General features: G+C 61.4%; 19 protein-coding genes. 8 read left to right on the top strand and 11 right to left on the bottom strand.

Going from position 1 to position 21349, the window contains the following annotated elements:
• Window positions 1-2 precede the first annotated feature (2 nt).
• From D6877_RS19200 to argS, 9 genes are all read right to left on the bottom strand, one after another.
• The gene (locus D6877_RS19200) at window positions 3-623 is read right to left on the bottom strand and encodes a TetR/AcrR family transcriptional regulator (RefSeq protein WP_024011259.1); all 621 of its coding nucleotides are present in this window, start codon (window positions 621-623) and stop codon (window positions 3-5) included.
• 30 nt (window positions 624-653) lie between these two features.
• Window positions 654-2336, bottom strand: a complete 1683-nt coding sequence (gene phaC / locus D6877_RS19195; protein WP_130911784.1) for a class II poly(R)-hydroxyalkanoic acid synthase — start codon at window positions 2334-2336, stop codon at window positions 654-656.
• 140 nt (window positions 2337-2476) lie between these two features.
• Window positions 2477-3331 (bottom strand): poly(3-hydroxyalkanoate) depolymerase, encoded by an 855-nt coding sequence (gene phaZ / locus D6877_RS19190; RefSeq protein WP_016772063.1) that lies wholly within the window; start codon window positions 3329-3331, stop codon window positions 2477-2479.
• A 150-nt stretch (window positions 3332-3481) separates the two neighbouring features.
• A complete protein-coding gene (phaC, locus tag D6877_RS19185) occupies window positions 3482-5161 on the bottom strand; it encodes a class II poly(R)-hydroxyalkanoic acid synthase (RefSeq protein ID WP_071174139.1) in 1680 nt (559 codons plus the stop codon).
• A 257-nt stretch (window positions 5162-5418) separates the two neighbouring features.
• On the bottom strand, window positions 5419-5790 hold the full coding sequence (locus tag D6877_RS19180) for a DUF971 domain-containing protein (protein WP_130911783.1): 372 nt from the start codon (window positions 5788-5790) through the stop codon (window positions 5419-5421).
• A gap of 77 nt (window positions 5791-5867) precedes the next feature.
• Entirely contained in the window at window positions 5868-7205 is a 1338-nt protein-coding gene (hslU, locus tag D6877_RS19175; RefSeq protein WP_016772060.1) for an ATP-dependent protease ATPase subunit HslU, read from the bottom strand.
• A 55-nt stretch (window positions 7206-7260) separates the two neighbouring features.
• Window positions 7261-7791 carry an ATP-dependent protease subunit HslV gene (gene hslV, locus D6877_RS19170; RefSeq protein ID WP_007968352.1) on the bottom strand — a complete coding sequence of 177 codons (531 nt, stop codon included), beginning with the start codon at window positions 7789-7791 and terminating at the stop codon, window positions 7261-7263.
• A 232-nt stretch (window positions 7792-8023) separates the two neighbouring features.
• Window positions 8024-8734, bottom strand: a complete 711-nt coding sequence (locus tag D6877_RS19165) for an SPOR domain-containing protein (RefSeq protein WP_016772059.1) — start codon at window positions 8732-8734, stop codon at window positions 8024-8026.
• A gap of 1 nt (window position 8735) precedes the next feature.
• Window positions 8736-10472, bottom strand: coding sequence for an arginine--tRNA ligase (gene argS, locus D6877_RS19160; RefSeq protein WP_024011262.1), 1737 nt, complete (start codon window positions 10470-10472; stop codon window positions 8736-8738).
• Between argS and D6877_RS30170 the strand changes: the two genes are divergently transcribed.
• Entirely contained in the window at window positions 10471-10593 is a 123-nt protein-coding gene (locus D6877_RS30170) for a hypothetical protein (protein WP_016772057.1), read from the top strand. The genes argS and D6877_RS30170 overlap by 2 nt on opposite strands.
• Window positions 10594-10711: 118 nt before the next feature.
• Here the strand turns inward: D6877_RS30170 and D6877_RS19155 are convergent, their stop codons facing one another.
• Window positions 10712-12931, bottom strand: a complete 2220-nt coding sequence (locus D6877_RS19155; RefSeq protein WP_130911782.1) for a primosomal protein N' — start codon at window positions 12929-12931, stop codon at window positions 10712-10714.
• A 288-nt stretch (window positions 12932-13219) separates the two neighbouring features.
• Between D6877_RS19155 and rpmE the strand changes: the two genes are divergently transcribed.
• The 3 genes from rpmE (at window position 13220) to D6877_RS19140 (ending at window position 15718) form a co-directional block, all read left to right on the top strand.
• Window positions 13220-13441 carry a 50S ribosomal protein L31 gene (gene rpmE / locus D6877_RS19150; protein ID WP_016772055.1) on the top strand — a complete coding sequence of 74 codons (222 nt, stop codon included), beginning with the start codon at window positions 13220-13222 and terminating at the stop codon, window positions 13439-13441.
• 41 nt (window positions 13442-13482) lie between these two features.
• Complete coding sequence (locus D6877_RS19145; protein WP_130911791.1) at window positions 13483-14265, top strand: thermonuclease family protein; 783 nt, start codon at window positions 13483-13485, stop codon at window positions 14263-14265.
• A gap of 184 nt (window positions 14266-14449) precedes the next feature.
• Entirely contained in the window at window positions 14450-15718 is a 1269-nt protein-coding gene (locus D6877_RS19140; protein WP_016772053.1) for a malic enzyme-like NAD(P)-binding protein, read from the top strand.
• 184 nt (window positions 15719-15902) lie between these two features.
• On the opposite strand, the gene D6877_RS19135 is transcribed toward D6877_RS19140, so the two are convergent.
• On the bottom strand, window positions 15903-18350 hold the full coding sequence (locus D6877_RS19135; protein ID WP_130911781.1) for a penicillin-binding protein 1A: 2448 nt from the start codon (window positions 18348-18350) through the stop codon (window positions 15903-15905).
• Window positions 18351-18566: 216 nt separating this feature from the next.
• On the opposite strand from D6877_RS19135, the gene D6877_RS19130 reads away from it, so the two are divergent.
• From D6877_RS19130 to D6877_RS19115, 4 genes are read left to right on the top strand one after another with little or no spacing between them, the layout of a single operon-like run.
• Complete coding sequence (locus tag D6877_RS19130) at window positions 18567-19631, top strand: pilus assembly protein PilM (RefSeq protein WP_130911780.1); 1065 nt, start codon at window positions 18567-18569, stop codon at window positions 19629-19631.
• The gene (locus D6877_RS19125; RefSeq protein WP_110602598.1) at window positions 19631-20197 is read left to right on the top strand and encodes a PilN domain-containing protein; all 567 of its coding nucleotides are present in this window, start codon (window positions 19631-19633) and stop codon (window positions 20195-20197) included. Before D6877_RS19130 ends, D6877_RS19125 begins: the two co-directional genes overlap by 1 nt.
• Window positions 20194-20817: a type 4a pilus biogenesis protein PilO gene (pilO, locus tag D6877_RS19120; protein WP_130911779.1), complete on the top strand. Its 624-nt coding sequence runs from the start codon at window positions 20194-20196 to the stop codon at window positions 20815-20817. Before D6877_RS19125 ends, pilO begins: the two co-directional genes overlap by 4 nt.
• Window positions 20814-21338: a pilus assembly protein PilP gene (locus D6877_RS19115; RefSeq protein ID WP_122611069.1), complete on the top strand. Its 525-nt coding sequence runs from the start codon at window positions 20814-20816 to the stop codon at window positions 21336-21338. Before pilO ends, D6877_RS19115 begins: the two co-directional genes overlap by 4 nt.
• Window positions 21339-21349 lie beyond the last annotated feature (11 nt).

The raw sequence follows: 21349 nt of genomic DNA, 5'->3' as shown, positions 1-21349 counted from the left end.
GGTCAGTCGTGATCCTCAAGGTATTGCAAGGCCATCCGCTCTGTCGCCACCTTCACTGGCGGCAGCAAATGCGGCGCCACCAGCATCATGATCTGATAAACCACCAACCTGACCTCACCCTCACGATCCAGAATCCGCTGGTAATCCAGCGAGAACAGCAGCGTCATGGTCACCTGCTCCACCAGTTGCCCCAAGGCCTGGGTATCGCTGACCAGTTGCCCCGAAGCCTTCAAGCGCGCTAACAACGACGCCAGCGTCCGCTTCAGCGCATTGAGCAGATTGCGAATCCCCTTGGCCAGTTTCGGCAAGCGCCCGGCGAGGTTCGACAGGTCCTGGAACAGGAACCGATATTGCGCCAGTCGCTCGACGATCAAATGCAGAAACAGCCAGTAGTCCTCCGGTGCAAGCTCCACGTCCGGCGGCGGGTCGAGCAGGGGCGCGAGCTCGTGCTGGAAGCGTTCGAACAGGCCGAGAATCAGCGGTTCTTTACCGTGGAAGTGGTAGTAAAGATTGCCCGGGCTGATCCCCATTTCGTTGGCCACCTCCATGGTGGAAACGTTCGGCTCACCCTTTTCGTTGAACAGTTGCAGTGCACATTCGAGGATCCGGTCGCGGGTTTTCATCCAGTCTTCTTAGAAAATTTCGGTTGAGCGTCAGCGCACATGCACATAGGTGCCGGGTGCCGCTTCCATCGGTGGATAGTTCGGATTGCCGAGGGTGGTGCGAGTCTCATTCAGGGCGCCGGAGCGCTGCGCGACCCATTCCAGCCACTGCGGCCACCAGCTGCCGTCGACGTGTTTGGCATCGTAGTACCAGGCACGCGGGTCGCTGCTCAGTTTGGCGTTCTCGACGTAGGCAGCTTTCGGGTTGCTCGGCGGGTTGAGGATGCTCTGCACGTGGCCGCTGTTGGACAGCACGAAACGTCGCTCGCCACCGAGCAGCAGGGTCGAGCGATACACCGCGTCCCACGGCGTGATGTGGTCGTTCATGCCGGCGACGCTGAAGCTGTCGACATTGACCTTCTGCAGATCGATCGGCGTACCGCACACCTCGAGACCGCCAGCGTGGATCAGCGGGTTGTGCTTGAAGAAGTCCAGCAGATCGCCGTGCAGCGCCGCCGGCAGGCGCGTGTTGTCATTGTTCCAGTAGAGGATGTCGAAGGCTGGCGGCTCCTTGCCCAGCAGGTAGTTGTTGACGAAATAGCTCCAGATCAAATCGTTGGGGCGCATCCAGGCGAAGACCTTGGCCATGTCGCGACCGTCGAGCACGCCTCGCTGGTACGAGCGACGCTTGGCCGCTTCCAGTGTTTGCTCGTCGGCGAACAGCGTGGCCGGGGTCTCGATCTGGCTGTCGAGCAGACTGACCAGATACGTCGCGCTGGCGACCCGGCGCAATTGCCGTTTGGCCTGCAAGTGCCCTTGCAGGGCGGCGATGGTCAGGCCGCCGGCGCAGGCGCCCATCAGGTTGACTTCGCGGGCGCCGGTAATCGCCCGGCAGATGTTCATCGCTTCTTCGACCGCTTCGACATAACTCGACAGGCCCCACTCGCGATGACGCGCATCCGGGTTGCGCCAGCTGATCATGAAGGTCTGCAGGCTGTTTTTCAGGGCGTACTGGACGAAGCTGTTCTGAGGGCTCAGATCGAAAATGTAGTACTTGTTGATTTGCGGCGGCACCACCAGCAGCGGCTTGGCGTACTGCTTTTCGCTCATCGATTTGTACTGGATCAGCTCGAACATTTCATTGCGAAAGACCACCGATCCGCTGGTGGTCGCCACGGTTTTGCCGACCTCGAACGCTTGCTTGGTCACCTGCCGGGGCAGGCCGTCGTTGTGCAAAAGATCATCGAACAGATGGCTCAGGCCACGCACCAGACTCTGCCCGCCGGAATTGAACAGCTCCTTGACCGCCAGCGGATTGAGCAGGGTGTTGGAGGGCGCCACGGCGTCATTGAGCAGAGTGAAAGCGAAGTGCGCACGGGCACGATCTTCAGGGCTCATGTCGCCTTCATCGATCCAGCTTTTGACCTGTTTCTGCCAGGCCAGATACGCCTGCAGGCTGCGCCGGTAGAACGGGTTGAGGCTCCACGCCGGATCGGCGAAGCGGCTGTCTTGCGGGTTGGTCGGGTGCAGGGTTTCGCCGAGCAGCACGCGGCCCAACTGTCCGCCAAGCTTCAGCGCATGCTTTGCGCTGTGCAACGGATTGCGCAAGCCGTGGGCGGCGACGCTGCGCAGTGTCGACAGCAGGTCCCTGCCACGCAGACCGGCGATCGCACTCTGGGCGTTGATAAACACGGCGGGGCTGGGCACCACGCCCGTCGCTGGTTTTTCGCGCATGACTCAACACTCCTTCGTCTTCAGGGCAAAAACACACTCACCGAACCAGAACACCATAGACGCTGTTACCGGTTGCTGCCTGCGCAGCGTCCTGCCGCGCGCTTGATTTGAAAAGTGCTGCATAAAGCAGGCCGCCGCGATCAGCCGCCGAGCGGGGTCGGATGCGGGTGCATGACTGCGCGCAGACGCTCCTCTTCGAGAAACTTCATGATGATCGGCGCCACCGCTTCGGCGCGAGTGATCAGGAACAGATGGCCGTCATCGATGATGTGCAACTGCGCGTTGGGAATGCGCCAGGCGAGCATGCGCATGTTGATCAGCGGGATCAGCGGATCGTCATCGCCGGCCAGCACCAGCGTCGGCTGATGGATCTTGTGCAGCCAGTGGATGCTGGTCCAGCCGAGGCCGGCGAACAGCTGCCAGTAATAACCGAGCTTGCCCGCCGAGCGCACTTTCGCCGCATGGCTGGCCGCCAGCGTCGGGTCGCGGCGGAACGAGCCGCCGTAGATCATCGGCGCGATGCGGATCACATGGGACGGCTGAATGTAGCGGCGCGGGCTGGCCATCATCCACAGCACTTTCGGTTTGCCCGGCACCATCACCGCACCGGCCGCAGTGGCCGCCAGTACCAGTTTCTTGCAGCGCTCGGGGTAGTCGTAGGCAAACTGCTGCGCGAGGGCGCCGCCCCACGACACGCCGATCACATTGACCTGACCGTAGTCGAGATAGTCGAGCATCCGCGCCGTCAGTTTGGCCAGGCCGGGGAAGCGATACGGTCGGTTCGGCGTCGACGAGCCGCCGACCCCGGGCACGTCGAAGGCGATCACTTCCAGATCCGGGTCGAGCGCTGCGACAAACGGAAACACCAGCTCCAGGTTGGCGCCGATGCCGTTGAAAATCAGCAGAGGCGTCAAATGAGGCTTGCCGGGACGCACCGCCGTGCGGAGGGTCTGGCCATCCAGATCGACGGTGCGGAATATGAACGGTTGCGGCATGCTTCAGGCCCTGTAGATTTCAAGTCCATCCGTATCCTGTAGGAGCTGACGAGTGAAACGAGGCTGCGATCTTTTGATCTTTGACGACGACATCAAGAGATCGCAGCCTCGTTTCACTCGACAGCTCCTACAGCGGCCGGGTGGTGTCAGTTACCGCTCGTGAACGTAAGTGCCCGGCGAAGCCTCGCCTGCCGGGTACGCTTTGTTGCCCAGTTTCGTCGGGGCCTTTTTCAGGTTGCCCGAGCGTTCGGCCAGCCATGCCTGCCAGTACAGCCACCAGGAATCGGTATGTTTGGTCGAGTTTTCCTGCCAGTCATCGGCGGTCGGCGCCATCTCTTCGCCGGTCATGTAGCGCGACTTCGGATTGCCCGGCGGGTTGAGGATGCTCTGGATATGGCCGCTGCTCGACAGCACGAATTCGACTTTGCCGCCGAACAGCTGCGCCGACTTGTAGCAGGACTTCCACGGCGTGATGTGGTCGTTGGTGCCGGCCAGCGAGAAGATGTCGGCGGTGACCTGCTTGAGGTCGATCGGCGTGCCGCACACTTCCAGTGCATTGGGGCGGATCAGTGGATTGTTTTTGAACATCTCGATCAGGTCGCCGTGGAACGCAGCGGGCAGGCGAGTGGTGTCGTTGTTCCAGAACAGGATGTCGAACACCGGCGGCTCGTTGCCGAGCAGGTAGTTGTTGACCCAGTAGTTCCAGATCAGATCGTTGGGGCGCATCCAGGCGAAGACCTTGGCCATGTCTTTGCCTTCGAGCACGCCGGCCTGGTAGGAGTGGCGCTTGGCGGTCTCCAGGGTCTGCTCGTCGACGAACAGGGCGACGTCGCTGTCCAGGGTGGTGTCGAGCACGCTGACCAGCAGGGTGAGGGCGTTGACCTTGTTCTCGCCGAGCGCGGCGTAGTGTCCGAGCAGGGCGGTGCAGGTGATGCCGCCGGAGCAGGCGCCGAGCATGTTCACATCTTTGCTGCCGGTGATCGCGGTGACTACGTCGACGGCTTCTTTCAGCGCTTCGATGTAGGTCGACAGGCCCCACTCGCGCTGGGCTTTGGTCGGGTTGCGCCAGCTGATGATGAAGGTCGGCACATTGTTGCGCAGGCAGAAGCGCGCCAGGCTCTTGTCCGGGCTCAAGTCGAAAACGTAGAACTTGTTGATCTGCGGCGGCACTACCAGCAGCGGGCGCTCGTGGACCTGCTCGGTGATCGGCCGGTACTGGATCAGCTCCAGCACATCATTGCGAAACACCACAGCGCCTTCGGTGACGCCGAGGCTCTTGCCGACTTCGAACGCGCCCATGTTGACCTGGCTCGGCATGCCGCCGTTGTGCACCAGATCCTTGGCCAGATGCGAGAGGCCATCGAGCAGGCTTTTGCCGCCGGTTTCGAAAAAGCGTTTGACCGCCGCCGGGTTGGCCGCCGTGTTGGTCGGCGCCATGGCTTCGGTCATCAAGTTGATGACGAAATGGCCGCGAGCGATGTCCTTGGGGGACAGGCTGCTGTCATCAATCCAGGCATGCAATTCCTTGCGCCAGGCCAGGTAGGTTTGCAGATAGCGTTTGTACAGAGGGTTCTGGCTCCACGCCGGGTCGGCAAAGCGGCGGTCATCACCGGCCGGTTGCAGCGCGGATTTCCCCAGCAGCACGTTCTTCAGCTCGAGGCCGAAATGGGTCACGTGCCTGACGCTGTGAATCGGTTGTCTGATGGCCTGTTTCAGCACCATTCGAGCAGAGGCCAGCAGATCCTTTCCGCGCAGCCCGACGACGGGGTTAAGCCCCAGAGTATTTTCCGAGGCTTGGTACTTCAGGTCATCGTTATTCTTGTCACTCATCTACGACGCTCCATTGTCCTGAGACGAGTACCCGGTTTCACGCTGTCGCTTCCACAGCCAATGCCGGGTACTACTGCTCGGGTGACCGTTGATTCTGCATAGCTGCTTTACAGTCGTAGAGCACTGCAGGGAACTTGCCAGCTCCATTGGTTACCCGAGTTTAATTTTTTTCGCAAGCGGCCGATCCGGGGCCGTATGCGCGGAGCATTCAAACAGATGAAGTTAGAAAATGCCCTCTAAAGAGCGAGAGCCACGGCCTAGAGCATCAGCTTGACGAACGACTCGTTCGGATCGCGGGATTTCCCGGCAGCGCGCAGCTCCGCAAGATAATCGTCCCAGAGTTCGTTCTGGCGTTTGCCAAGTTCGTAGAGGTATTCCCAAGTGAACAGGCCACTGTCGTGACCGTCGTCGAAGGTCAGTTTCAGTGCATAGTTGCCAGCCGGTTCCAGCTTGCTCAGACCCACGTTGAGCTTGCCGAATTGCAGGATCGGTTTGCCGTGGCCCTGGACCTCGGCGGAGGGAGAGTGCACGCGCAGAAACTCGGCGGGCAGAGTGTATTCCTCGCCGGACGCATATTTGAGCGTCATGGTTTTCGAGGCTTTGTGCAGTTTGATGTCGGTGGGAATCATGAAAAACAGCCTTTAGCTGCAAGCTACAAGTTGCAAGCTTAACTCAGCTTGCCGCTTGTAGCTTGTAGCTTGCCGCTCTACAGAATGTAGCGGGACAGATCTTCGTTCTGCGCCAATTCGCCGAGGTGGCTGTTGACGTAGTCGGCGTCGATCAGAATCGCCTTGTCATCGTGGGCGCTGGCCAGGTCGCCGGCGCTGAACGACACCTCTTCGAGCAGGCGCTCGAGCAGGGTGTGCAGGCGACGGGCACCGATGTTCTCGGTTTTCTCGTTGACCTGCCAGGCGATCTCCGCCAGACGCTTGATGCCCTCGGGCTGGAACTGGATGTTCAGGCCTTCGGTTTTCAGCAGTGCGCAGTATTGCTCGGTGAGCGAGGCGTGCGGTTCGCTGAGGATGCGTTCGAAGTCTTCCGGGCTCAGCGCCTTGAGCTCGACGCGGATCGGCAGACGACCTTGCAGCTCCGGCACCAGATCACTCGGCTTGCTCAGGTGGAACGCACCGGAAGCGATGAACAGGATGTGGTCAGTCTTGACCATGCCCAGCTTGGTGTTGACGGTGCAGCCCTCGATCAGCGGCAGCAGGTCGCGCTGTACGCCTTCGCGGGAGACATCGGCGCCGCCGACATTGCCGCGCTTGGCGACCTTGTCGATCTCGTCGATGAAGACGATACCGTGCTGCTCGACCGCTTCCAGCGCCTTGGCCTTCAGTTCTTCTTCGTTCACCAGACGCCCGGCTTCTTCATCGCGCACCAGTTTCAGCGCTTCCTTGACCTTGAGCTTGCGCGACTTCTTCTTGCCCTTGCCCATGTTGGCAAACAGCGATTGCAGCTGGTTGGTCATCTCTTCCATGCCCGGCGGCGTGGCGATCTCGATGCCGGAGACTTCGGCGACTTCGATTTCGATTTCCTTGTCGTCCAGCTGGCCTTCGCGCAGACGCTTGCGGAACAGCTGACGCGTGTTGGAATCGGAGCTCGGCGCTTCTTCGTTGCTGAAACCCATGCGTGCCGGCGGCAGCAACGCGTCGAGGATGCGGTCCTCGGCAGCGTCTTCGGCGCGGTGGCGTACGCGGGTCATTTCCTGCTCGCGGAGCATCTTGATCGCGGCATCGGCCAGGTCACGGATGATCGACTCGACGTCACGGCCGACATAACCGACTTCGGTGAATTTGGTCGCTTCGACCTTGATGAACGGCGCATTGGCCAGTTTCGCCAGGCGACGGGCGATCTCGGTTTTACCGACACCGGTCGGGCCGATCATCAGGATGTTCTTCGGGGTCACCTCAACGCGCAGCTCTTCAGGCAGCTGCATGCGGCGCCAGCGGTTGCGCAGGGCAATCGCGACGGCGCGCTTGGCATCGTCCTGGCCGATGATATGGCGGTTGAGTTCGTGGACGATTTCGCGGGGAGTCATGGACATAGTAATTGACGGTCCTCAAGCAGAAACAAGCCGTGGCACATGGGCCGCAACAGGCTTATTCAGCGAGATCCTGCTCCTCAATGGTCTGGGTGTGGTTGGTGAATACGCAGATGTCGCCAGCGATGCCGAGAGCGGTTTCGACGATCTCGCGCGCCGACAGGTCGGTCTTTTTCAGCAGGGCGCTGGCGGCGGCTTGCGCGTAGGCGCCGCCGGAACCCATGGCGATCAGGCCATCTTCAGGTTCGACCACGTCACCGTTGCCGGTGATGATCAGCGAAGCATCCTTGTTGGCAACCGCGAGCATCGCTTCGAGGCGGCTCAGGGAGCGGTCGGTGCGCCATTCCTTGGCGAGTTCGACGGCGGCGCGGATCAGGTGACCCTGATGTTTTTCGAGCTGGCCTTCGAAGCGTTCGAACAGGGTGAAGGCGTCGGCGGTGGCACCGGCGAAACCGGCGATGACCTGGCCGTGGTACAGGCGACGGACCTTTTTGGCGTTGCCTTTCATCACGGTGTTGCCGAGAGAAACCTGGCCGTCGCCGCCCATGACGACTTTGCCGTGGCGGCGGACTGAAACGATGGTGGTCAAGGGAAGAGTCTCCACGCAGCGGGGCGAAAATGCCTTATGCCCATTCATATGGGGGTGCTGGAGGGGATTTCAACTGTAGCGCGGGAGAGGAGACGAGCGGTGATCAACTGTAGGAGCTGCCGAAGGCTGCGATCTTTTGATCCTGATCTGAAAGCAAAATCAAAAGATCGCAGCCTGCGGCAGCTCCTACAGGGGATTTGCGTTACCTGTGGGAGCGGTTGTCTACGTAAAGTCAGCGGCTCTGGCGTTGTTGTAACAACAGGTTGCTGAAGCCGGCGCCGGCCAGTTGTTTCTGCGCCGTGGTCAGTTGTTCACGGTTGCTGAACGGCCCGACCAAAACGCGGTACCAGGTTTCATCCTTGACCGTGCCGGACTCCACCGCGACGGCTTGGCCGAGCAGAATGATCTGCGCACGTACCTTGTCAGCATCGGTTTCCTTGCGGAACGAACCGGCCTGGAGGAAGAACTTGGTCACTGGCGCGGCTTTGCTCACCGGTGGCGCTGGCGGCGGCGTGATCCCGGCCAGAGCCGCCTGCGCCCGTGCGGTGTCGATCTTCGCCGCTTCGGCCGGGGTTACCGGCGTAGTCGGGATGGCCGGCACTTGCGGCGTCGGCAGGGTCTTCTCCGGTACCGCGTCCGGCGGCACGATCACTTCCGATTCCGGCAGCAAGGTGTAGAAGTCGTACTTCGGCTTCACCGGTTGCGTCGGGCTCGGCGGGGTCTTGTTGGCCTCGGCGATCTTCGACGCTTTCTGCTGCTGTTCGACTTTCTCGCGCTTGACCGTGTCGCTGCCCTTGCCCGGTTCCAGTTTCATCAGAAACACGATGAACGCGCCGACGGTCAGGCCGATGGCCATCCACAGCCAGCCCGGAATCGGTTGTTTCGCCGGGGCCTGATAGCGGCTGGCGCCGCGTTTGGGTGCAGGTTTTTTCTTGGCAGCCAACTTACATACGCTCCAGAGTTTCCAGACCCAACAGCTCCAGGCCTTGCTTGAGGGTGCGACCGGTCAGTGCGGCCAGACGCAGACGGCTCTGCATCTGCGCCGGGGTGTCGGCGGCGAGGATCGGGCAATTCTCGTAGAAGCTGGAGAACAAGCCGGCGACGTCGTACAGGTAGGTGCAGAGAATGTGCGGCGTGCCTTTTTCAGCGACGTTGTTCAGCACTTCGCCGAACTGCGCCAGCTTCGCGGCCAACTCCTGCTCGTGCGCCGCTTCGAGGACGATCTGGCCGTCGACTTCGCTGAAGTCCTTGCCCAGTTTGCGGAACACACCGGCCACGCGGGTGTAGGCGTACAGCAGATACGGCGCGGTGTTGCCTTCGAAATTGAGCATCAGGTCGAAGTTGAAGCTGTAGTCGCTGGTGCGGTGCTTGGACAGGTCGGCGTATTTCACCGCGCCGATGCCAACAACCTTGGCGATGTTGCGCAACTCGTCTTCGGCCAGGGTCGGGTTCTTCTCTTTCACCAGGTTGTAGGCACGTTCCTGGGCTTCGGTCAGCAGGTCGATCAGCTTCACGGTGCCGCCATCACGGGTCTTGAACGGGCGGCCATCCGCGCCGTTCATGGTGCCGAACCCCATGTGCTCCATTTCCATCGGATGGGTGACGAAACCGGCCTTGCGCGCCACCGCGAAGACCTGCTGGAAGTGCAGGGCCTGACGCTGGTCGACGAAATACAGCGCGCGATCAGCCTTGAGCTTGCCGCTGCGGTAACGCACGGCGGCGAGGTCAGTGGTGGCGTACAGGTAACCGCCGTCGGCCTTGACGATGATCACCGGCAGCGGATCGCCATCGGCGTTCTTGAACTCGTCGAGGAACACGCACTGGGCGCCGTTGCTCTCGACCAGCATGCCGGCAGCCTTGAGGTCGTTGACCACATTGATCAGGTCGTCGTTGTAGGCGCTTTCGCCCATCACGTCGGCCATGGTCAGTTTGACGTTGAGCAGTTCGTAGATCTTCTGGCAGTGCGACAGCGAGATGTCCTTGAACTTGGTCCACAGTGCCAGGCATTCGGCATCGCCAGCCTGCAACTTGACCACCAGGCCACGGGCGCGGTCGGCGAATTCTTCGGACTCGTCGAAACGCTGCTTGGCCGCACGGTAGAAGTTTTCCAGATCGGATAATTCGTCGCTGGTGATCGGGTTTTCCTGCAGATAAGCCATCAACATGCCGAACTGAGTGCCCCAGTCGCCAACGTGGTTCTGGCGGATCACCTCGTCGCCGAGGAACTCAAGAACGCGGGCCACGCCGTCGCCGATGATGGTCGAGCGCAAGTGGCCGACGTGCATCTCTTTGGCCAGGTTCGGCGCGGACAGATCGACAACGGTGCGCTGTGCCGGGCCGGCCTTGCGCACGCCGACACGGGCGTCGGCCAGTGCGGCGTCGAGGCGCGAGGCCAGTGCCTGGGTGTTCTGGAAGAAATTGATGAAGCCCGGGCCGGCGATTTCGGCCTTGGTGACGTTCTCGTCAGCGGGCAGGGCGGCGATGATTTTCTCCGCCAGATCGCGCGGCTTCATGCCGGCAGGCTTGGCCAGCATCATGGCGATGTTGCTGGCGAAGTCGCCGTGGGTCTTGTCGCGGGCGTTCTCCACCTGGATCGCCGGCGTCAGGCCTTCAGGCAACACACCTTCGTTGACGAGTTGGGTGAGGGCTTGCTGGATCAGCTGGCGAATGGTGTCTTTCATGGTCTTCTCTTTCGACCGCAAGCGCGGCGGGCGCATCGATGCGCGGGTGGAAAAACTGGGCATTATCCGTTGCGAAGACGGGCTTGCCAACCTTAGCAGGCAGGATGTGGATATGTGGTGACAAAAAGTCCGCTTTCGCGAGCAGGCTCGCTCCCACAAGGTTTTGCGCAGGACACACAAGGTATGTACGGCGCTGATCCACTGTGGGAGCGAGCCTGCTCGCGAAAGCGATCTTCAGCTCAATACAGATCCACCGGATCAACATCCAGCGACCAGCGCACCGCCCGCCCGCTCGGCATCTGCTCCAGCACCAGCATCCAGCTGGCCAGCAAGCGGTGCAACGGTGCCCGCGCAGTCGCCTGCAACAACAGCTGCGCGCGATAACGCCCGGCGCGGCGCTCCATCGGTGCCGGCACCGGCCCGAGCAGCTCGATGCCGCTCAGATTCAATTCGGCCAGCAAACGCTCGGCCTCGCTGCACGCTTCATCGAGAAAACCTTCCGCCTGCCCCGGCTTGTGCGCTTCGGCGCGCAGCAGCGCCAGATGGGCAAACGGTGGCAATCCGGCCGCGCGGCGTTCGCTCAAGGCTTGTTCGGCGAAGGCGAAATAACCCTGCTCGGTCAGTTGCACCAATAAAGGATGGTCGGCCAGGTGCGTCTGGATGATCACCTTGCCCGGCTCTTCAGCCCGCCCGGCACGCCCGGCGACCTGGACGATCAACTGCGCCATGCGCTCGCTGGCGCGGAAGTCGCCGGAGAACAGGCCGCCGTCGGCATCCAGAATCGATACCAGCGTCACCCGTGGGAAGTGGTGCCCTTTGGCCAACATCTGCGTGCCGACCAGAATGCACGGCTGGCCTTTCTGGATCGTCGCGAACAACTGATTCATCGCGTCCTTGCGCGAGGTGCTGTCGCGATCGACGCGCAGTACCGGGTAATCCGGGAACAGAATCGCCAAGCGTTCTTCGGCGCGTTCAGTACCGGCACCGACCGGGCGCAGATCGACCTTGCTGCATTTCGGGCATTGGCGCGGTGTGCGCTCGACGTTGCCGCAGTGGTGGCAGCGCAATTCGCCGTAACGCTGGTGCACGGTCATGCGCGCATCGCAACGCGAACATTCCGACATCCAGCCGCAGTCGTGACAGAGCAGGGTCGGGGCAAAACCGCGACGGTTGAGGAACACCAGCACCTGCTGGCCGTTGGCGAGGGTCTGGGCGATGGCTTGCTGCATCGGCCCGGAAATACCACTGTCGAGCGGACGGCTTTTCACATCCAGGCGCAGAAAGCGCGGTTGCTTGGCGCCGCCGGCGCGTTCGTTCAGGCGCAGCAGGCCGTAGCGCCCGGTGTAAGCGTTGTGCAGGCTCTCCAGCGAGGGCGTGGCGGAGCCGAGCACGATCGGGATGTTTTCCTGCCGCGCGCGCACCAGCGCCAGATCGCGAGCGTGGTAGCGCAGACCTTCCTGCTGTTTATAGGAGCCGTCGTGTTCTTCATCAATGATGATCAGCCCGGGATTTTTCATCGGCGTGAACAGTGCCGAGCGGGTGCCGATAATAATGTCGGCCTCGCCATCACGGGCGGCGAGCCAGGCTTCCAGGCGTTCGCGATCATTCACTGCCGAGTGCAGCAGGGCGATCCGCGCGTTGAAGCGCTGTTCGAAACGCGCCAGGGTCTGCGGGCCGAGGTTGATCTCCGGAATCAGTACCAGGGCCTGTTTGCCGGCTTCGAGGGTTTCGCGGATCAGTTGCAGATAGACTTCGGTCTTGCCGCTGCCAGTGACACCAGCCAAGAGAAAAGCGTGATAACTGTCGAAGCCGGCGCGAATCGCTTCATACGCCGCACGCTGTTCACTGTTGAGCGGCAGCTCCGGTTGTGCCAGCCAATGTTCATGGCGAACGCCGGGAGCGTGGCGGCGGATTTCGACCTGCACCAGCCCCTTGGCCAGCAGCAGATCGAGGCTGTCCTTGCTCAGCATCAGTTTGCTCAACAACTGATGGGCGACGCCGTGGGGATGCTGGGCCAGCGTGGTCAGCGCCTCGCGTTGGCGTGGCGCGCGGGCCACTCGCGGGTCGTCAACGCTGGCGCCGGGGGCAATCGACCAGAAGCGTTCCTGGCGGGCCTCGGCCAGTTCGCCCTGACGCAGCAGCACCGGCAAGGCCCAGTTCAAGGTGTCGCCGAGGCTGTGTTGGTAATACTGCGCGGTCCACAGGCACAGCTTGAACAGCGCTGGCGGCAGTGGCGAAGTCGTGTCGAGCAGGGCCAGCGCCGGCTTGAGTTTTTCTGCCGGCACTTCGCTGGTGTCGGTGACCTCGACCAGAATGCCGATCATCTCGCGCCGACCGAACGGCACCCGCAGGCGCATGCCCGGCTCCAATTGCTCACGCCGCACCCCGGCCGGCGCCCGGTAATCGAACAGGCGGCGCAGAGGCGAAGGCAGGGCAAGGCGCAGAATGGCGTCGGGCACGCGGGGGGATCTCTATAAACGCAAAAGAAGGGTTGAACGCAGATCAATTGTGGGAGCGAGCTTGCTCGCGAAGGCGGTGTATCAGACGCTTGGACATTGACTGACACAACGCATTCGCGAGCAAGCTCGCTCCCACAGGGGAATGCGTTCAAGGTCGGGAGCCTAGCAGACGGTCGGTCTCGGTGACAGCTTGCGCGTTTGAAAAGGTCTGGTAGAATCCGCGGCCTAATTACGTGCGGTATTCAACAATAGTGTTGGGTGGCGGCACGCTAGCCTGAGGAAGACACCATGAAAGCCGAAATCCATCCGAACTACCCGGAAATCGCTGTTACCTGCAGCTGCGGTAACAAGTTCGAAACTCGTTCGACCTACGGCAAAGCCCTGGCGATCGACGTTTGCAACGAATGCCACCCGTTCTACACCGGTAAGCAGAAGACTCTGGACACCGGCGGCCGTGTGCAGAAGTTCGCAGACCGTTTCGCTACTTTCGGCGTCGGCAAAAAAGCCTGAGGCTGATCATTTTGGAAGGTCGCTTCGACTTCTCCAGACTGATGAAAAAGGCGTCCCTCGCGGGCGCCTTTTTTGTGTCTGCGATTTGGCTGTCCGCCGCCCAGGCGTTCTGCCCGGCACCCGCAGGGCTGACCAGCGTTTCCGTGCAGCGAGTGGTCGATGGCGACACCCTGCGCCTGAGCGATGGCCGCAGCGTGCGCTTGATCGGCCTCAATACGCCGGAGCTGGGCAAGCAGGGCCGCAGCGACGAGCCCTTCGCCGTGGCAGCGCGCAAACGCCTGCAAGCGCTGGTCGATGACAGCGGCGGCCGGGTCGGTCTGCGACCCGGCAAGCAGGCGAAAGACCATTACGGGCGTACGCTGGCGCATGTTTACAGTGTCAGCGGTGCCAATCTCGAAGCGCAGATGCTTGCCGCTGGCCTGGGTTTTCAGGTCGCGGTGGCGCCGAACGTCGATCTGGTCGCCTGCCAACAGGCCGCCGAACGCAGCGCGCGACAGGCCGGACTTGGTCTCTGGCGGCAATCGCCGGTCCAGAAAGCGCAGCAGATCCAGCGTTCGGGCTTCGCCGTAGTCAGCGGTCGGGTGAGCAAGGTGCTGCGCAATCGCGGCGGAATCTGGATCGAGTTGCAGGACACGCTTGTATTGCGGGTTGCACCCAATCTGGTCGGACAATTTGACAGTGCTGGTTTGCAAGCATTGAAAGGCAGGCAGATCGAGGCGCGTGGCTGGGTGGTTGACCGATCACGGCGCGGTGGTTTGCAAAAAGGTCAGGCGCGCTGGTTGCTGCCGTTGACCGATCCTTCGATGCTGCACGTACCGCGCTGAAGAAAAATTGTAGACATTTTTACAGCTGATTGTGAACAGTCCAGCCCTTGTGCGCCGTGGCTCTTGGCCCAAAGTCGTAGGGCAGGGCGCTTGACAGCGGTGACTGCCCAGTCTTGTGGGGACTTTGCGAGGCGCGTATCCTCGCTGACCAGTCTGTCCAACAGTAAAAAAGCGGAATGCCAAAATGTCTGATCTGAAAACTGCCGCTCTCGAATACCACGCCAATCCTCGTCCGGGGAAGCTGAGTGTCGAGCTCACCAAGGCCACTGCTACCGCCCGCGACCTGTCGCTGGCCTACAGCCCCGGCGTAGCTGAACCAGTGCGCGAGATCGCTCGCGATCCTGAACTGGCCTACAAATACACCGGCAAGGGCAACCTGGTGGCAGTCATTTCCGACGGCACCGCGATTCTCGGCCTGGGCAACCTCGGCCCACTGGCTTCCAAGCCTGTAATGGAAGGCAAAGGCGTGCTGTTCAAGCGTTTCGCCGGCATCGACGTATTCGACATCGAAGTCGACTCGGAAAGCCCGCAGGCCTTCATCGACACCGTCAAGCGCATCTCCATCACCTTCGGTGGCATCAACCTGGAAGACATCAAGGCGCCAGAGTGCTTTGAGATCGAACGCGCTCTGATCGAGCAGTGCGATATTCCGGTGTTCCACGATGACCAGCACGGCACCGCGATCGTGACCGCTGCGGGCATGATCAACGCCTTGGAAATCGCTGGCAAAACCCTGCCGGAAGCGAAGATTGTCTGCCTCGGCGCCGGTGCTGCCGCCATCTCCTGCATGAAACTGCTGGTGAGCATGGGCGCTCGCATCGAAAACATCTTCATGGTTGACCGTACCGGCGTGATCCACTCCGGCCGTGACGACCTGAACCAGTACAAAGCCGTGTTCGCCCACGCTACCGAGAAGCGCACCCTGGCAGACGCACTGGCAGGCGCTGACGTATTCGTCGGTCTGTCCGGTCCGAACCTGCTGAGCGCCGAAGGCCTGCTGTCGATGGCGGCCAACCCGATCGTGTTCGCCTGCTCCAACCCGGATCCGGAAATCTCCCCGGAACTGGCGCACGCCACCCGTAGCGACGTGATCATGGCCACCGGCCGTTCGGACTACCCGAACCAGGTCAACAACGTACTGGGCTTCCCGTTCATCTTCCGTGGTGCCCTGGACGTTCGCGCCAAGCGCATCAACGAAGAAATGAAAGTCGCCGCCGCCAACGCCCTGCGCGAACTGGCCAAACTGCCGGTTCCACAGGACGTGTGCGATGCCTACGGCGGTGCTCCGCTGGAATTCGGCCGTGAGTACATCATTCCGAAACCAATGGACAAGCGCCTGATCACCCTGATCTCCGACGCCGTGGCCAAGGCTGCGATCGAGACCGGCGTGGCCACCCTGCCGTATCCGAAGAACTACCCGCTGAAAAGCGTGGATGACGTGTTCAACGGTTAAAAGCAGCCGCCCATAAAAAAACCCAGCCTGGTGCTGGGTTTTTTTATGGGCTGCAAGCTGCAAGCTGCAAGCTGCAAGCTGCAAGCTGCAAGCTGCAAGCTGCAAGCTACAAGCTACAAGCTACAAGCGTGCATCGTTCGCGCTTTTGCTTGCCGCTTGTAGCTTGGCGCTTGCAGCTGCTCCCCTAGAACAGATCGATCGGCGCCTGCTCATCCGCCGGCAGCGGGCTGCCTGGCACGGCGCCGTTGCCCAGCTCGTTCACCGATGGCGGCGTGTCTTCGGCCTTGAACAGTTCGAAGTACGCCCCCGGTGTGCTCGGTGTTGCTGCACGGCCGCTGACCGGATCCACCCGCAGGCTGAGCAGACCTTCTGGCTCAGGCTGCACATGCGGCGGCTTGTCTTTCAGCGCGGCCGACATGTAATTCATCCAGATCGGCAGCGCCACGGTGCCACCGAACTCACGGCGACCGAGGCTTTCCGGCTGGTCGAAACCGGTCCATACCGTGGTGACGTAATCAGCGTTGTAACCGGAGAACCAGGCATCTTTCGATTCGTTGGTGGTACCGGTCTTGCCGGCGATGTCGCTGCGGCCCATGGCCAGTGCACGGCGGCCGGTGCCGAGTTTGATTACGTCCTGCAGCATGCTGTTGAGGATGTAGGTGGTACGTCCATCGACAATCCGCTCGGCCACGGCCGGCGCTTGCGGCACTGCCGGATTGCCGGGCGCTTCACCGGCAACTGGTGTGGCGTTGACCGTGAACGACTCGGTAGCCGGCGCAGCGATACCGTCGGTCGCCGAACCACCCTGTGGCACGGTCGGCGGGTTGGCGACGAACAGCGTGTCGCCGTTACGGCTTTCGATTTTGTCGATGATGTACGGGGTGATCTTGTAGCCGCCGTTGGCGAAGGTGCTCCAGCCGGTGGCGATTTCCATTGGTGTCAGCGTTGCGGTGCCGAGTGCCAGCGACAGGTTCGGCGGCAGGTCCTGCTTGTTGAAGCCGAAGCGGGTGATGTAGTCGATGGTCTTGCCCACACCCATGGCCTGCAACAGGCGGATCGACACCAGGTTGCGCGACTTGTACAGCGCTTCACGCAGGCGGATCGGGCCGAGGAAGGTGTTGGTGTCGTTCTTCGGTCGCCAGACCTTGTCCAGGTACTCGTCGACGAACACGATCGGCGCATCGTTGACCAGGCTGGCAGCGGTGTAGCCATTATCCAGCGCGGCACTGTAGACGAACGGCTTGAAGCTCGAACCAGGCTGACGCTTGGCCTGCATCGCGCGGTTGTAGTTGCTCTGCTCGAAAGCGAAGCCACCCACCAGCGAGCGGATCGCACCGTTTTGCGGATCCAGCGACACCAGTGCGCCCTGAGCCTGCGGAATCTGGCTGAATTTCAGCGAATTGTCGGTCTGGCGCTGCACGCGGATCAGATCTCCGACCTGCGCGACATCCGACGGCTGGCGCGGGTTGGCGCCCATGCTGTTGGTATTGAGAAACGGTCGCGCCCATTTCATCGTGTCCCAGGCAACGTGCTCTTCACCGGTGCGGGTCAACACCTGCAGGCCGGTTTTATCGACTTGGGTGACGATCGCAGGTTCGAGACTGCTGATGGTGCGCTGCTTGGTCAGTTCGCTGGCCCAGGCTTCGCGGGTCTTGCCCGGCAGGCGCGACTCGGGGCCACGGTAGCCGTGGCGCTGGTCGTAAGTCATCAAGCCTTCGTGCAGTGCGGTGTTGGCCATTTCCTGCAGATTGCTTGGCACTGTGGTGGTGACGCGGAAGCCTTCGGTGTAGGCCTCGCTGCCATAACGGCCGACCATTTCGGCGCGGGCCATTTCGGCGATGTACGGTGCGTTCACTTCCGGGGTCGGCACGTGGTAGCTGGCGTTCAGCGGCTCGTTGATCGCCGCGGTGTAGTCGGCTTCGCTGATCTTGCCCAGCTTGTACATGCGCCCGAGGATCCAGTCGCGGCGTTCTTTGCTGCGTGCCGGGTTTGCCAGCGGGTTGAAGCGCGACGGAGCTTTCGGCAGGCCGGCGATCATCGCCATCTGCGCCAGGCTGACGTCACGGATCGATTTGCCGTAATACACCTGCGCCGCGGCTTCGATGCCGTAGGCGCGGTTGCCCAGGTAGATCTTGTTGACGTACAGCTCAAGGATCTCGTCCTTGGTCAGTTGCCGTTCGATCTGCAGGGCCAGCAGGATTTCTGTGGTTTTGCGCGAAAAGCTGCGCTCGCTGGTGAGGAAGAAGTTCTTCGCCACCTGCATGGTGATGGTGCTGCCGCCGGACTGAATGTGTCCGCTCTTGACCAATTGCGTTGCCGCGCGCATCAGGCTGCTCGGATCGACGCCATAGTGATTGGCAAAATTGTCGTCTTCAGCACTTAGTAACGCATTGATGAAATTGGGCGGAATGTCGGCGAAACGGATCGGCGTACGGCGCATTTCGCCAAATTCTGCGATCAACTTGTTGTCGCTGCTGTAGACGCGCAGAGGAATCTGCAACTGAATGCTTCTCAGCGCCTCCACAGACGGCAAACCCGGACTAAGGTAAAGAAAGGCGCCGCTGAGACCTAAGAGCAGTCCGCAGAAAACGGCGACGATGGACCAACCGAAAAATTTCAGCAGACGAATCAAGGCTTTTGGACATCCAGGGCAAAGAATGAATTTGGCACGGGGCTGCGGTTACACACAGAGCCATCCGCGCGGGCAGTAAAAAGCGGAAAAAATCGCTGGGCATTATAAGCACTTTTCCGTCGGAGGCGTCATTGGCGCTTCTGTCAAGACGGGGGTGAAGGAACGCAATGCGTATTACAGAGTCCGTAACTCACGGAAAGTCATAGGGAATTGGTAGTGCTGGGACTCTTCAATAAAAAGACCAATGCGTTACTGGGGATCGACATCAGCTCCACGTCGGTGAAGCTGCTGGAACTGAGCCGTCAGGGCGAGCGCTACCGGGTCGAGGCCTATGCGGTGGAGCCGTTGCCGGCGAACGCCGTGGTCGAAAAGAACATCGCCGAACTCGAGGGCGTCGGGCAGGCACTGAGCCGCTTGCTGGTCAAGGCGCGTACCGGGGTCAAGAGCGTGGCGGTGGCGGTGGCGGGTTCGGCAGTGATCACCAAGGTCATCGAGATGGACGCCGGGCTGTCCGACGACGAACTGGAAAACCAGCTCAAGATCGAGGCCGACCAATACATTCCCTATCCGCTGGATGAAGTCGCCATCGACTTTGAAGTCCAGGGCGTCTCGCCGCGCAACCCGGAACGGGTCAACGTGCTGCTCGCCGCCTGTCGCAAGGAAAACGTCGAGGTACGAGAAGCGGCGCTGGCGCTCGCCGGCCTGACCGCGCGGGTGGTGGATGTCGAGGCCTACGCGCTGGAGCGCTCGTTCGGCCTGCTGGCGACGCATCTGGCGGCCTCCCAGGAGCGCCTGACCGTGGCGGTGGTCGACATTGGCGCGACCATGACCACCCTCAGCGTCCTGCACAACGGCAAGATCATTTACACCCGCGAGCAATTGTTCGGCGGACGCCAGCTCACCGAAGAGATCCAGCGCCGCTACGGCCTGACCATCGAACAGGCGGGGCTGGCGAAAAAGCAGGGCGGGCTGCCTGACGATTACGTCAGCGAGGTCTTGCAGCCATTTCGCGAGGCGCTGGTGCAGCAAGTCTCGCGTTCGCTGCAGTTCTTCTTCGCCTCCGGCCAGTACAACGCGGTGGATCATATCCTGCTGGCCGGCGGCACCGCCTCGGTACCCGGCCTGGACCGTCTGATCGAACAGCGTCTGGACACGCCGACGCAGGTCGCCAACCCATTCGCCGACATGGCCTTGGGCAGCAAGGTCAACGCGGGAGCGCTGGCCAGCGACGCGCCAGCCTTGATGATTGCCTGCGGGCTCGCGCTCAGGAGTTTCGACTGATGGCGCGGATCAACCTTCTCCCCTGGCGCGAGGAGCGCCGCGAAGAACGGCGCAAACGCTTTCTGCTGGTGCTGATCGGCGTACTGGCCGGCTCTATCGGCGCGGTGCTGATTGCCGACCAGATCATCACCGCGGCCATCGAGCGGCAAATGGCGCGCAACGATTACATCGGCAAACAGATTGCGGTGGTCGACGAACGCATCAAGCAGATCAGTGAGCTCAAGGCGCGCCGCCAGCAACTGGTCGAGCGCATGCGCATCATCCAGGACCTGCAGGGCAACCGGCAGATCAGCGGGCGAATCTTCGATCAGTTGGCGCGCACGTTGCCGGACGGCGTGTATTTCACCGATGTGAAAATGGCCGGCAAGACCCTGTCCATCAGTGGCGCGGCGGAGTCGAACAACCGGGTCTCCGAGCTGATGCGCAATCTCGACGCGTCCGACTGGTTCGACGCGCCGAGCCTGAATGAGGTCAAGGCCACCAGCGCCGATCAGGTAGAGCAGGCCAACATCTTCCAGCTGACCGTTCGTCAGACCCAGCCCAAGGTTGTGGAGGACGAGCAATGAAAGCCTCCGAGTGGCTGCAGGGCCTGCGCAACATCGATTTCAACGACCTCGACACCAGCAACATCGGCTCCTGGCCACCGGCAGTGAAAACCCTGTGCGGTGCGCTGGTGATGGTGTTGATCCTCGCGCTTGGCTATTACTTCTTTATCAGCGATATGGAAAATCAGCTCGACCTCAAGCGCGAAGAAGAAATCACCCTCAGGGAACAATTCGCCAGCAAGGCGCGGCTGTCGGCGAACCTTGAGCTCTATACCCAGCAAATGAAGGAAATGGAAAACACCTTCGGCGTGCTGCTGCGGCAATTGCCCAGCGACACCGAAGTGCCGGGCCTGCTCGAAGATATCACCCGCACTGGTCTTGGCAGCGGCCTGGAATTCGAGGAAATCAAGCTGCTGCCGGAAGTGACCCAGCCGTTCTACATCGAACTGCCGATCCAGATCACCGTAACCGGTGCCTATCACGACCTCGCGACCTTCGTCAGCGGCGTCGCCGGCCTGCCACGGATTGTCACTCTGCACGATTTCGAACTGGCTCCGGCCAATCCCGAGGGCGGGACGAAGCTGCGCATGAGTATTCTTGCCAAGACGTACCGCTATAACGACAAGGGGCTGGAGAAATGACCCCGATTCGTTATCTCGTCCTGCCCATGATGCTGGCGTTGAGCGGCTGCGGTGGCGGCGATGACTTCAGCGACCTCGATGCTTACCTCAACGAAGTGCGCCTGCGCCCGGCGGGCAAGATTGAACCAACGCCGACATTCCGGTCTTACCCCACATTCACTTACAGCGCCGCCAACCTGCGCAGTCCGTTTTCGCGGCAGGCGCGGGTCGATCTGGCCGGGCAGAAGCATGGGTCGCGCAACGTCAAACCCGACCCCAACCGCGTCAAGCAATACCTTGAAGGGTTCAATATCGAGCAGTTCGAAATGGTTGGCACGATCGCCAATGCCTCGGGCTCGTTCGCGCTGCTGCGCGGCGCAGGCGGGGTGCATCGTCTCAAGGTCGGCGACTACCTGGGCCGCAACGACGGCCGCATCGTCGCCATCAGCGCGACCCAGGTCGATGTCGTCGAGATCGTGCCCGACGGCGCCGGCGCCTGGCTGGAGCGGCCGCGCACCATTCCTTTGAAAGAGCACTCATAGTGGAAGTCGAA

The sequence above is a fragment of the Pseudomonas sp. Sample_9 genome, assembly GCF_004307535.1.
GTDB classification, from domain to species: Bacteria; Pseudomonadota; Gammaproteobacteria; order Pseudomonadales; family Pseudomonadaceae; genus Aquipseudomonas; species Aquipseudomonas mercuritolerans.
This window is presented reverse-complemented; position numbering and strand designations above follow the sequence as displayed.

Bases quoted from the DNA above. Each gene is read 5' to 3' on its own strand.
- rpmE (WP_016772055.1), top strand. From the start codon at position 13,220: ATGAAAGCCGAAATCCATCCGAACTACCCGGAAATCGCTGTTACCTGC.
- pilO (WP_130911779.1), top strand. From the start codon at position 20,194: ATGAAAGCCTCCGAGTGGCTGCAGGGCCTGCGCAACATCGATTTCAAC.
- phaC (WP_071174139.1), bottom strand. From the start codon at position 5,161: ATGAGTGACAAGAATAACGATGACCTGAAGTACCAAGCCTCGGAAAAT.
- D6877_RS19140 (WP_016772053.1), top strand. From the start codon at position 14,450: ATGTCTGATCTGAAAACTGCCGCTCTCGAATACCACGCCAATCCTCGT.
- D6877_RS30170 (WP_016772057.1), top strand. From the start codon at position 10,471: ATGGTCTTCTCTTTCGACCGCAAGCGCGGCGGGCGCATCGATGCGCGG.
- D6877_RS19115 (WP_122611069.1), top strand. From the start codon at position 20,814: ATGACCCCGATTCGTTATCTCGTCCTGCCCATGATGCTGGCGTTGAGC.
- D6877_RS19125 (WP_110602598.1), top strand. From the start codon at position 19,631: ATGGCGCGGATCAACCTTCTCCCCTGGCGCGAGGAGCGCCGCGAAGAA.
- D6877_RS19145 (WP_130911791.1), top strand. From the start codon at position 13,483: ATGAAAAAGGCGTCCCTCGCGGGCGCCTTTTTTGTGTCTGCGATTTGG.
- D6877_RS19200 (WP_024011259.1), bottom strand. From the start codon at position 623: ATGAAAACCCGCGACCGGATCCTCGAATGTGCACTGCAACTGTTCAAC.
- hslU (WP_016772060.1), bottom strand. From the start codon at position 7,205: ATGTCCATGACTCCCCGCGAAATCGTCCACGAACTCAACCGCCATATC.
- phaC (WP_130911784.1), bottom strand. From the start codon at position 2,336: ATGCGCGAAAAACCAGCGACGGGCGTGGTGCCCAGCCCCGCCGTGTTT.
- argS (WP_024011262.1), bottom strand. From the start codon at position 10,472: ATGAAAGACACCATTCGCCAGCTGATCCAGCAAGCCCTCACCCAACTC.
- phaZ (WP_016772063.1), bottom strand. From the start codon at position 3,331: ATGCCGCAACCGTTCATATTCCGCACCGTCGATCTGGATGGCCAGACC.
- D6877_RS19180 (WP_130911783.1), bottom strand. From the start codon at position 5,790: ATGATTCCCACCGACATCAAACTGCACAAAGCCTCGAAAACCATGACG.